9 protein-coding genes are annotated in these 11,761 nt (G+C 73.9%); 4 read left to right on the forward strand and 5 right to left on the reverse strand.

What is annotated here, in order from left to right; translation table 11 throughout:
• Together pepN and htpX are read right to left on the reverse strand one after the other, a co-directional pair.
• The coding region (gene pepN, locus HMPREF3099_RS06995) for an aminopeptidase N (protein ID WP_070705325.1) at positions 1 to 1,910 on the reverse strand (1,910 nt) is incomplete at its 3' end.
• Between the two features lie 63 nt (positions 1,911 to 1,973).
• The gene (htpX, locus tag HMPREF3099_RS07000; protein ID WP_070705326.1) at positions 1,974 to 2,834 is read right to left on the reverse strand and encodes a zinc metalloprotease HtpX; all 861 of its coding nucleotides are present in this window, start codon (positions 2,832 to 2,834) and stop codon (positions 1,974 to 1,976) included.
• Positions 2,835 to 2,888: 54 nt separating this feature from the next.
• On the opposite strand from htpX, the gene HMPREF3099_RS07005 reads away from it, so the two are divergent.
• The 3 genes from HMPREF3099_RS07005 to HMPREF3099_RS07015 all read left to right on the forward strand — a co-directional run bounded on the left by HMPREF3099_RS07005 (position 2,889) and on the right by HMPREF3099_RS07015 (position 7,592).
• Positions 2,889 to 4,310: an MFS transporter gene (locus tag HMPREF3099_RS07005; protein ID WP_070705327.1), complete on the forward strand. Its 1,422-nt coding sequence runs from the start codon at positions 2,889 to 2,891 to the stop codon at positions 4,308 to 4,310.
• Entirely contained in the window at positions 4,307 to 5,335 is a 1,029-nt protein-coding gene (gene rarD, locus HMPREF3099_RS07010; RefSeq protein ID WP_083323586.1) for an EamA family transporter RarD, read from the forward strand. Before HMPREF3099_RS07005 ends, rarD begins: the two co-directional genes overlap by 4 nt.
• Before the next feature lie 172 nt (positions 5,336 to 5,507).
• Positions 5,508 to 7,592, forward strand: coding sequence for a PhoX family protein (locus HMPREF3099_RS07015; protein WP_070705328.1), 2,085 nt, complete (start codon positions 5,508 to 5,510; stop codon positions 7,590 to 7,592).
• A gap of 91 nt (positions 7,593 to 7,683) precedes the next feature.
• On the opposite strand, the gene HMPREF3099_RS07020 is transcribed toward HMPREF3099_RS07015, so the two are convergent.
• Both HMPREF3099_RS07020 and HMPREF3099_RS07025 read right to left on the reverse strand, forming a co-directional pair.
• Positions 7,684 to 8,655, reverse strand: a complete 972-nt coding sequence (locus tag HMPREF3099_RS07020) for a polyprenyl synthetase family protein (RefSeq protein WP_070705329.1) — start codon at positions 8,653 to 8,655, stop codon at positions 7,684 to 7,686.
• Between the two features lie 116 nt (positions 8,656 to 8,771).
• Positions 8,772 to 9,488 carry a demethylmenaquinone methyltransferase gene (locus tag HMPREF3099_RS07025; protein WP_070705333.1) on the reverse strand — a complete coding sequence of 239 codons (717 nt, stop codon included), beginning with the start codon at positions 9,486 to 9,488 and terminating at the stop codon, positions 8,772 to 8,774.
• Positions 9,489 to 9,575: 87 nt separating this feature from the next.
• Here HMPREF3099_RS07025 and HMPREF3099_RS07030 point away from each other — a divergent pair, with 87 nt between their 5' ends.
• On the forward strand, positions 9,576 to 11,063 hold the full coding sequence (locus HMPREF3099_RS07030) for an isochorismate synthase (RefSeq protein ID WP_070705330.1): 1,488 nt from the start codon (positions 9,576 to 9,578) through the stop codon (positions 11,061 to 11,063).
• A 70-nt stretch (positions 11,064 to 11,133) separates the two neighbouring features.
• Here HMPREF3099_RS07030 and HMPREF3099_RS07035 read toward each other — a convergent pair.
• On the reverse strand, positions 11,134 to 11,761 hold a 628-nt coding region (locus HMPREF3099_RS07035; RefSeq protein WP_237769787.1), incomplete at its 5' end, for a thiamine pyrophosphate-binding protein.

The following is an 11,761-nucleotide window of genomic DNA, read 5'->3' on the forward strand; positions in this document are numbered from 1 at the left end:
TCGCGGCCGGCGGCGGCCATGCGCTCCAGCAGCCCCTCGCGTTCCGCTGCCGGCACCATGGTGCGCACGGCCCGCTGGGTGTACCCGCCGGAGATGGCCAGCACCGACGCGTCGGTCTCGGCCGGGAAGGCGTGGACGAAGACCTCCACCAGGTGGCGCGGGTCCACGGTGGCCTCGGCGACGCCGTCGAACAGGGCCGCCCACAGCATCGCGCGGGTGACGGGCTCGGTGACCTGCGGCAGCTGGGTGGGCAGCGCCGCCCACGAGTCCTCGTCGAGCACCGCGGTGGCCCAGGTGGTGTCCGCGGCGTTGGGCACCACCAGGCGCGGCACGGGGCGGCCGGACAGCTCGGGCACCTCCACCCGGTCGCCGTCGAGCTCCACGTCCACCTGCCAGGCGCGGTCGCCGTCGGTCCACCCGGCCACCGTCAGGGCGTGCGGGCGCCCGGCCGGCTCCCCCGAGGAACGGGTGAACGCCTCACCGGTGGGCTGCTGGCGCACCACCGTGGCGGTGTCGATGACGGGCAGCCCGTCGGCGTCCTGCCGCGTGGTGAGCTCCACCGCGATGCGGTCGAGGCCGGCGGTCTCCAGCCAGGCCGCCGCCCAGGCCTGCACGTCGCGGCCGGACGCGCGCCCCATCGAGCCGAGGAAGTCCGCCAGCGTGGCGTTGCCGTAGGCGTGGCCCTCCAGGTGGTCGCGGACGCCCGCCACGAAGGCCTCGTCCCCCATCCACGCGATGAGCTGGCGCAGCGCCGAGGCGCCCTTGGCGTAGCTGATGCCGTCGAAGTTCTGCAGCGCGGTGTCGCCGTCCGGCGCCGGCGCCCCGGCCACCGGGTGGGTGGAGGGCGAGCGCTCGGCGGCGTAGCCCCACGGCTTGCGGCCGATGCCGAAGTCCACCCACGCCTCGGTGAACTCCGTCGCCCCCACCAGCGCACGGTGGGCCATGTACTCGGCGAAGGACTCGTTGAGCCACAGGTCGTCCCACCACCCCGGGGTCACGAGGTCGCCGAACCACATGTGCGCCATCTCGTGGGCGATGGTGTTGGAGCGCAGCAGCAGGTCCTGCCGGGTGATGGCGCCGGTGAACACGTACTGGTCGCGGAAGGTCACGCAGCCGGGGTTCTCCATGGCACCGGCGTTGAACTCCGGCACGAACACCTGGTGGTACTCCCCGAACGGGTAGTCGATGCCGAAGAGCTCGTGGAAAAAGCTCATGCACTGGCGGGTGACCTCGAACACCTGCTGGGCCTGGGCCTCGAGCTGCTCGGCCAGGGAGGCGCGGGTGTGCACCACCAGCGGCACCTCCTGGCCGTCCGGTCCGCGCCAGGTGTCGCGCTGCTGCACGTAGGGGCCGGCGCAGACGGTGACGAAGTAGGTGGACAGCGGCTTGGTGGTGGCCAGGCGCCACACACCCCCGCCCTCGTGGGTGGGGTCGCCGTTGCCGGTGACGACCCACTCGTCCGGCGCCTTGACCACCACGGCGTAGGGGGCCTTGAGGTCGGGCTGGTCGAAGCAGGCGAACACCTTGGGCGCGGCGTCCAGGAACAGGTGGCCGTAGACGTACTCGCGCTGGTCGGCCGGGTCCACCGAGCGGTGCAGGCCCTGCCCGTCGTTGGAGAAGGGCATGGTGGCGCGCACCACGAGCGTGTTCTCGCCCTGCGCCGGGGTGAGGGGCAGGCGCCCGTCGACCACCGTGGCCGGCTCCACCGCGACGCCGTTGAGCTCCACCTCGTGCACGTCCACGGCCTTGAGGTCCACGAAGGTGGGCTCGGCCGCGGCGGCGGTGAAGACGATGGTGGTCTCGGACTCGAAGGTGCGCGAGCTGGTGGTCAGGTCCAGCTCCACGTCCATCGAGACCACCTCGATGAGCGCGGCACGGGTCTGGGCTTCGTCACGGGTCAGCGAGGGCATGGGGGCCATCCTGCCCCGAGACCCGGCCGCAGGTCACGGGGATGTGGACGGGGGCCGCGCCCCTCAGCCCAGGCGCTGCCCCGCCATCGCCTCCAGCCGCGCGATGCGCTGGTCCATGGGCGGGTGGGTGGAGAACAGTCGCGCCACCCCCGCCCCGCGGAAGGGGTTGGCGATCATCATGTGGCTGACGGTCTCCACCCGCGGCTCGGGGCGCAGCGGGCGGGCCGACGCCCCGGACTCGATGCGGCGCAGCGCACTGGCCAGGGCCAGCGGGTCACCGGTGAGCCGCGCGCCGTCCTCGTCGGCGTCGAACTCGCGGGTGCGGCTGATGGCCAGCTGGATGACGGTGGCCCCCAGCGGGGCGAGCAGCGCCATCGCGATCATCACCAGCGGGTTGGGCCGGTTCTCCCCCTGCCCGCCGCCGAACCACATCATCATCTGCGCCACCGAGGTGATGGTGCCGGCGATGGCCGAGGCCACCGCGGAGGTGAGGATGTCGCGGTTGTACACGTGCATGAGCTCGTGGCCCAGCACCCCGCGGAGCTCACGCTCGTCGAGCAGCTCGAGGATGCCGGCGGTGCAGCACACCGCCGCGTGCGAGGGGCTGCGGCCGGTGGCGAACGCGTTGGGCGCCATGGTGGGCGAGACGTACAGGCGCGGCATCGGCTGGCCGGCGGCCGTGGACAGCTCGGTGACGATGCGGTGCATCGCCGGCGCCTCGTGCGGCCCCACCTCCCGGGCCCGCATGGCACGGATGGCCAGCGTGTCGGAGTTCCAGTAGGTGTACGCCGTGGAGAGCAGGCCGAACACGGCGAACAGCCAGATGAACCGGCCCCCGCCCACGACGGCCCCCAGGCCCAGGAAGAGGGCCCAGATGAGGCCGAACAGCATCACGGTCTTGAGCCCGTTGTGGTGTCGGTGCATGGGGCGATCCTCCCACCCCGGGGCACCGCGCGGCCCCGCTCCTACACTGCCCGGGTGACGACCTCCCCCTCCGCCCCGACCGAGCGCGCGGAGGGGTGGCGCCTCCTGGTGGTGCTGCTCGTGCCCACCTTCATGGCCCTGGTGGCCGTCTCGGTGGTGAACGTGGCCCTGGCCCCCATCGGGGACTCGCTCGGGGCCAGCAGCTCCCAGCTGCAGTGGGTGGTCTCCGGCTACGCCCTGGCCTTCGGGCTGCTGCTGGTGCCCGCCGGGCGGCTGGGCGACCAGATCGGGCGACGACGGCTGCTGGGCTGGGGCGTGGCGCTGTTCACCGCCGGGTCGCTGGTGGCCGCGCTGGCCCCCTCGCCCGGGGTGCTCAACGCCGCGCGGGTGGTGCAGGGGCTCGGCTCGGGCCTGGTGAACCCGCAGACCATCGGCCTGATCCAGCAGCACTTCCGCGGCGAGCAGCGCGCCCGCGCGTTCGCGGCCATGGCCACCACCGTGGCGCTGGCCACCGCCGTCGGTCCCGTGCTCGGCGGGTTCCTCATCCAGGCCCTCGGCCCCGAGGCGGGGTGGCGGTGGATGTTCGCCCTCAACCTGCCGCTGGGGCTGGCCGTGCTCGTCCTCGCCCCGCGGTGGGCCCCGGACGACCGCGCCTCGGTGGGGACGCGCCCGGACCTGGACCCCGTGGGCACCCTGCTGCTGGGAGCCACGGTGCTGTGCCTGATGGTGCCCTTCGTGGAGCGGGGCGGCCCCGCGGCCTGGGCGCCCCTGCCGGTCGGGATGCTGCTGGCCGCGCTCTTCGTGGTCTGGGAGCGCCGCTACCGGGACCGCGGCGGCTCCCCGGTGGTGGACCCACGCATGTTCTCCGTGGAGCCCTTCCGCAACGGCATCGCCGTGGTGTCGGTGCACTTCGTGGGGGCCACGAGCATCTTCCTGGTCATCCCGCTGTGGATGCAGATGCACCTGGGCCACAGTGCGTTCGCCGCGGCGCTGGTGCTGCTGCCCTCGTCGGTGGGCGCCGGCCTCTCCGCCCAGTTCGCAGGGCGCCACGTGCTGCGCTGGGGGCGGCGGCTCGTCATCGGCGGCTTCCTCGTGGTGATCTGCGCCCTGCTGCTGCTCGTGGCGCTCACCCCGCTGGTGGAGTCCGGGCGGGTGCCGTGGTGGGCCTGCGCCGCGGCCGCCGCGCTGGTGGGCGCGGGCCAGGGGTGCGTGGTGAGCCCCAACACCACGCTGACCCTGCAGGCGGTGGATCCCCGGCAGGGCGGGGTGGCCGGTGGGCTCATGTCCCTGGGGCAGCGCATCGGCACCGCTGTGGGCACCGCCCTGGTGCCGGGCGTACTGTTCGCCGTCCTGGATGCGGGGCAGTCGTGGTCGGTGGCGTTCCGCACCGCGCTGCTCACCATCGTCGCCCTGGCCACCGTGGCCCTGGCCGTCAGTGTGGTCGACCTGCGCCGTGAGAGGAGGACCCCCCGATGAGCACCCACCCCACCCCCGCCCCGGCGGCGCCGACGGGAGGTGACCCCGCAGCGGCCACCCCCGCCGGCACGCCCTCGCCGGCTGCCGGCCGCGGCGTGCTGTACGGCTTCGGCGCCTACCTGCTCTGGGGCGCCTTCCCGCTGTACTTCGCCGCCCTCGCCCCGGCCGGGCCGTGGGAGATCCTCGCCCACCGCGTGGTCTGGTCGCTGCTCTTCTGCCTGGTGCTGCTGGCCGCCACCCGCCAGCTCGGCGCGCTGCGCGGCGTCCTGGGCACCCGCCGTCGGGCCCTGGCCATGACCGCCGCCGGCCTCACCATCGGCGTCAACTGGACCATCTACGTGGCCGCGGTGACCACCGGCCACGTCACCGAGGCCGCCCTGGGCTACTTCCTCAACCCGCTGGCCACGGTCGTCATCGGCGTGGTGGTGCTCCGCGAGAGCCTGCGCCGCTGGCAGTGGGTGGCGGTCGGCATCGCCGCAGCGGCCGCGGTGTACCTCACCGTCGACTACGGCCAACCGCCGTGGATCTCGCTGGCCCTGGCGCTGAGCTTCGCCACCTACGGGCTGCTCAAGAAGCAGGTGGGGGCCTCGGTGCCGGCGCTGCACTCGCTCACCGCCGAGACCGTCGCGCTGCTGCCGGTGGCCACCGGCATCCTCGTGTGGCTCGGCACCTCCCCGACGGGGTCCACCACCACGCACCAGACCTTCACCGGCCACGGGGTGGGCCACATGCTGTGGCTGGCCTCGGCCGGTGTGGCCACGGCCATCCCACTGCTGCTCTTCGCGGCCGCCGCCTCCCGGGTGACCCTGGTGACCATCGGCCTGCTGCAGTTCCTCACCCCGGTGCTGCAGCTGCTGGTGGGCGTGCTGGTGATGGGCGAGCACCTCTCGGTGAGCCGCTGGATCGGGTTCGCGATGGTGTGGTGCGCCCTGGTGGTGCTCATGACCGACACCGTGGTGGCCGCCGGGCGCCGGCGCCGCCACGACCGGCTGGCGCGGGCCGCCGGGGGCCTGAGCGGCAGCTGAGGCGCGGCGCGGGGACCGGCTGCGGGCGACCACGGCGACGTTCCCCCATCGGCCACGCAGCCGTCACCGGGAGTTCACCGGGCGAACACCGCTCCTCCATGCGCGCTTCCTAGGGTCGCGCGAGGGCTACCTGCCCCCAACCACCCTCTCTGATCCCCTGCGGAGGCTCGAAATGCGCAACGACGGACGTCGCCTGCTGCCCATCCTGAACTCGCCGATCACCGGTGGCCGCCAGGCGGTCACCTGCCACTACCGCTGCAACAACGCGTGTGCGCGCCCGGTGCCCAACACCTCGGACAACCAGACCTTCGCCGAGGTCGTGGCCGAGGGCGCTTCCCGCCGCCAGGTGCTCATCACCGGTGGCCTGGGCCTGGCCACCGCCGCTGCCTTCGCCGCCGCGGACACCCGCACCCCGGCCGTGGCCGCCGACATCGCCGAGGCCTCCGAGGGCCCGCTGGGCTTCAAGGGCATCGCCCCCACCCCGGCCGAGGTGGACGAGTTCAAGGTGCCCGAGGGCTTCGCCTGGAACCCGCTGTGCAACTGGGGCGACCCGCTGACCCCCGACGCCCCGGCGTTCGACATCAAGAACCAGTCCGAGGCCGCGCAGAAGCAGCAGGCCGGCTACAACGCGGACTTCGTCTCGGTGATCCCCACCGGCGACAACACCGCCGTGCTCTCGTTCAACAACGAGTACGTCAACCCCGAGCTCATGTTCGACGGCCTGGCCGACGCGCGCCCGACCGCCGACCAGCAGGCCGTCCTGCTGGCCGCCCACGGCCTGACCATCACGGCCCTGCAGCGCGCCTCCGCCGAGGACTTCTACGAGCGCGACCTGAACTCCCCGGTGAACCGCCGCATCCACCTGGACACCGAGTTCGCCTTCACCGGCCCCGCCGCCGGCTCCGACCTGCTCAAGACGAAGGCCACCCCGAAGGGCAAGAACGCCTTCGGCACCATGAACAACTGCGCCGGTGGCGTGACCCCTTGGGGCACCATCCTGTCCGGCGAGGAGAACTGGAACGGCTACTTCCTCGGCGACGCCGACAACGCCGCCGCCCAGGAGGAGTACGAGCGCTACGGCGTGGTCACCAGCGCCGACGAGCTGTCCAACTACTTCCTGGACGCCGCCCCGCGCTTCGACCTGCGCAACGAGAACAACGCGCTGCACCACTTCGGCTACATCATCGAGATCGACCCGATGGACCCGACCGCCACCCCGCGCAAGCACACCGCGCTGGGCCGCTTCAAGCACGAGGGCGCCAACGTCACCATCGCCGCCAACGGCCACGCCGTGGCCTACATGGGCGACGACGAGCGCTTCGACTACATGTACAAGTTCGTCTCGCGCAAGAAGTACGTCGAGGGCAACAAGCAGCACAACATGACGCTGCTCGAGGACGGCGACCTCTACGTGGCCAAGTTCTCCGGCGACGGCTTCGAGGACGGCGTCTCCGACGGCTCCGGCATCTGGATCCCGCTGACCCAGAACGGCAAGTCCGTGGTGCCGGGCATGTCCACCGAGGAGGTGCTGGTGCTCACGCGCCTGGCCGCCGACAAGGTGGGCCCGACCAAGATGGACCGCCCCGAGGACGTGGAGCCCAACCCGGTCAACGGCCGCATCTACGGCGCCCTGACCAACAACTCCAAGCGTGCCCCCGGCGAGATCGACGAGGCCAACCCGCGCGCCGAGAACAAGCACGGCCAGGTCATCGAGATCACCGAGGCCGGCGGCGACCACACCGGCACGAAGTTCACCTGGAAGCTGGTGCTCATCTGCGGTGACCCCACCGACCCGACCACCTACTTCAACGGCTACGACAAGTCGATGGTGGCCCCCATCTCCTGCCCGGACAACGTCGCCTTCGACAAGGCCGGCAACCTGTGGATCTCCACCGACGGCATGCCCGGCACCCTGGGCCACTGCGACGGCCTCTACGCGATGCCGGTGGCCGGCGAGAACATGGGCCTGCTGACCCAGTTCCTCTCGGTGCCCACCGGTGCCGAGTGCTCCGGCCCGCTGGTGTCCACCGACAACACCTCGGTGTTCGTCGCCGTGCAGCACCCGGGCGAGATCGACGGCGCGAGCACCACCAACGTGTTCTCGCAGTTCCCGTACAAGGGTGACGGCTTCCCGCGCCCGGGCGTGGTCGAGGTGAAGCGCACCAAGGACGCCCCCGGCCCGATCGTCGACACCGGTGTGGCCTCGGGCTCGGCCTTCGGCTCCGCCCAGTCGCGCGTGGGCTCGCTCTTCGGCTGATCCCCCCTCGCACGGCAACGGCCCGCTCCCCGATGGGGGCGGGCCGTTGCACGTCGTGGTGGCGGCGTCGCGGTGTGGGTGCCGGCGGGGCTCAGGCCACGCGGTCGGCCACGGCGCGCACGAGGCGGCGCAGCTCGTCGGTGACCTCGTTGCTGCCCAACGGGTCCAGCACGGCCGCGGTGTCCTCGGCGTAGCGCAGCGTGTACGCGCGGGCCTCGGCCAGGGCCGGGTGGGCGCGGAGCAGCTCCACCGCCTCGGGAAGGTCGGCCTCGACCACCGGGCCGGCCAGCAGCTCCCGCAGTCGGGCGCCCTCGTCGTCGGTGCTGCGACGGGCGAAGAGCACCGGGAGGGTGGCCTTGCCCTCGCGCAGGTCCGTGCCGGGCGTCTTGCCGGACTCCTCGGCGTCGGAGGCCACGTCGAGCAGGTCGTCGGCCAGCTGGAAGACCAGGCCCAGCCGCTCCCCGAACTCGGCCATGAGCCGCACCGTCGCCTCGTCGCAGCCACCCAGACGGGCGCCGTACTCGGCCGCGGCGGCGATGAGGGCGCCGGTCTTGTCCGCGAGGACGCCCAGCAGGTGCTCCACCGGGTCCACGCCCTCGGGCACGGGGCGCTCGTCGCGGATCTGGCCGGCGCACAGGCGGATGAAGGTGTCGGCCTGCAGGCGCACCGCATCGGGGCCCAGCTCGGAGACCAGGGCGGAGGACCGCCCGAAGAGCAGGTCGCCCACCACCACGGCGGTGGCGTTGCCGTAGCGGGCGTTGGCGCTGGACACCCCACGGCGCAGCTCGGCCTCGTCCATGACGTCGTCGTGGTAGAGCGAGGCCAGGTGCACCAGCTCCACGGCGGCCGCGGCCTTGACCACCTCGTCGGTGACGCCCTGCCCCAGGTGGGAGACGAGCAGCGTCAGCTGGGGGCGGAAGCGCTTGCCCCCGGCCTCGAGCAGGTAGGCCGACGCCTCGGCGATGAACGGGTCGTCGTGGCGGACGACCTCGTGGAGCAGGGTGTCGACCCGCTCCAGTCCGGCGGCGACGCCGTCGACGGCGTGCTGGCGGGCGTTCTCCACAGTCAGTCCTCGGGTGTGCGTGTCGGGGTGCGGCGGGCCGGGCAGGTCACCCTGCCGGCCGGGTCTGCAGGCCGCCGGCGGGGCGGGTCCCTGCAGGGGGATGGTCGTGCAGGGGGTCAGTATCGCGCGAGGGCGGGGACGTCGGCGCGCTGGGCGGTGTGCAGGGCCACCACGCCACCGGAGAAGTTGCGCCAGCGCACGTCGGTCCAGCCGGAGCCGACCACCAGGTCACGGACGCCGGCCTGGGCGGGCCACGCCTCGATGGACTCGGCCAGGTACTCGTAGCTCTCCGGGTTGGACGAGACCCGGCCGGCGATGGCGGGCAGCGCCTTCATGAGGTAGCGCTCGTAGACGGCCCGGAAGGGCGCGAGCGTGGGGGTGGAGAACTCGCACAGCACGAGGCGGCCGCCGGGGCGGGTGACGCGGGCCATCTCGCGCAGGGCGACGGCCGGGTCGGCCACGTTGCGCAGGGCGAAGCTGATGGTCACGACGTCGAAGGAGGCGTCCTCGAAGGGCAGGTCCATGGCGTCGGCCCGGGTGAAGGGCAGGTCCGGGCGGCGACGACGGCCCTCGGCGAGCATGCCCTCGGAGAAGTCGGCGGGCACCACGTCGGCGCCGGCGTCGGCCAGCGGCTCGCTGGAGGTGCCGGTGCCGGCGCCCAGGTCGAGGACGCGCAGGCCCGGTCGGGGTGCCACGGCCCGGGTGACGGCGCGACGCCAGAGACGGGCCTGCCCCATCGAGAGGATGTCGTTGGTGCAGTCGTAGCGAGGGGCGACCTCGTCGAACATCTCGGAGACGTGGGACGGGTCCTTCGCGAGGCTGGCGCGGCTCATGGGGCCAGTCTCCCACCCCGGGGCGGGGCAGGCGGTGGTGGCCACCTCCGGTGGCGACGGGCGGACCGGTGGCTACGCTCACCGGCGATGAACACCCCCCTCAGCACTCCGTCCCCGTCCCTGCCGCCGGTGCCGCGGCTCGTGGTCCGCACCGAGGTGCACCCGGCCGACGGCGTCGGGCTCGGCCGCGTGGTGCCCGAGGTGGCCGCCGGCGACGTGGTGGCCTGGGTGCGGCGCCGTGAGGGGATGGTCGGCTGGGGACGGGCGGCCACCGCGACCGTGACCGACGCCGGCCCCGATCGCTGGCAGCTGCTCAGCCGGTGGTGGCAGGCGGTCGTCGAGGCCGCCGTGGACGAGGGCACGACCTGGGTGGGGGACGCGGCCCCGGCGGGCGATGCGACTCCGGTGGACGACGCGGCCCGGGCGGGCGATGCCCCCGACGGCTCCTCCGGGGAGCCGGCCCTGCCGCGCGGTGCGGGGCTGGTGACCTGGGCGTCGGCAGCCTTCCGCGACGACTCCCCGGCCGGGTCGGCGCTCGTGGTGCCCGAGGTGGTCGTGGGCCGCAAGGGCGACGTGGCGTGGGTGACCCGGATCCGCCGGGCCACAGAGGGTGTCGTCGACGACGGTGCCGCAGGTGGTGCCACCGCTGGTGCCGGTGCGGACGGTGCTCCCGTGGACGGTGCTGCCGTGGACTCGTCCACCGCGGTGACCGGGCTGCCGCCGGAGTCCCCCGCCCCGCGGCGCCCGACCGGCATCGTGGACGAGCCCGGCGACACCCCCGACGCCGGCTGGCGGGACGTGGTGCAGCGGTGCGTGGACGCCATCCGGCAGGGGCGGGCACAGAAGGTGGTGCTGGCCCGCGACGTCGTGGCCACCGCCGCCGAGCCGATCGACCTGCGCTGGCTGCTCAGCCGGCTGGCGGGCGACTACCCCGACACCTGGGCGTTCGCCGTGGACGGGTTGGTGGGTGCCACCCCGGAGATGCTCGTGCGCCTGGACGCCGGGCACGTGTTCTCCCGGGTGCTGGCGGGCACGGCGGCCCGGGCGGCCGACGTGGAGGACGACCAGCGCGCGGCCGACGCCCTGCTGGCCAGCCGGAAGGACCTGTCGGAGCACGCGTTCGCCGTGGACTCGGTGGTGGAGCGCCTCTCGCCGCTGTGCAGCGCCGTCGTGGCGCCGCGGTCGCCGGCACTGCTCACGCTGCCCAACCTGTTCCACCTGGTGAGCGATCTGGACGGACGGGCCGAACCCGGCACCACGGTGCTCGAGCTGGCCGGGGCGCTGCACCCGAGCGCGGCCGTGGGCGGCACGCCCCGGGAGGCGGCGCAGGAACTCATCGCCGAGTTCGAGGGACGCGACCGTGGCCGGTACGCCAGCCCGGTGGGCTGGATGGACGCCCGCGGCGACGGCGACATGGGCCTGGCCCTGCGCTGTGGCCGGGTGCTGCCCGAGGACCCGCGGCAGCTGCGGATGTGGGCCGGTGGCGGCATCGTGGCCGAGTCCGACCCGGACGCCGAGCTGGCCGAGACCCACACCAAGCTGGCCCCGATGCGCTCGGCCCTCGCCGGCGACTGAGGCTCTCCACCAGCGCCCGACCCAGCAGGGGCCCCGGGCACCGCCCGCCACCTCACACCTCCCGCACCACTCAGCCCTGCAGCACGGCCTCCACCACCCGGAGGCCGCGCGGCCGGTCGGACACGGCGGCCCGCAGCCCGTCCACGCTCGTGGCCCGCTGCACGGGCACCCCGTAGGCCGCTGCGAGCGCCGACACGTCGACCCCGGTGGGCGTGGTGAACACCCGCCGGAAGGTGTCCTCGCCGTGCGCCTCACGCCACGGCGCGCGGCCGTACTCGAGGTCAGAGAAGATCGCACCCCCGTCGTCGGAGAGCACCACCACCGTGAGGTCCGGGCGGGGCTCCCCCGGCCCGACCGCCAGGGCGTTGGCGTCGTGCAGGAAGGTCAGGTCCCCGACCAGCGCCGTGGTCGGCCCCTGCGTCAGGGCCCACCCGGCTGCCGTCGACAGGCACCCGTCGATGCCCGCCAGCCCACGGTTGCCCACCACGCCGGTGACGCCCGGCCCCGGCCCCGGGGTCCACAGGTCCATCGACCGCGGGGCCCGCGAGCTCCCGAGGAAGAGCAGACCCTGCGTGGCCTCGGCGACGACGGCAGCCGCGCTCGCCGTGGTCAGCCCCGACGCCGCGCCGGCACCTCCCACCGCGTCATCGGACCGGACCGGTCCCCCGGCCGCGAGCGCGCCGGCAGCCTCACCGGCG

Origin of the sequence: Kytococcus sp. HMSC28H12, assembly GCF_001816045.1 — a bacterium.
Lineage (GTDB): Bacteria > Actinomycetota > Actinomycetes > Actinomycetales > Dermatophilaceae > Kytococcus > Kytococcus schroeteri.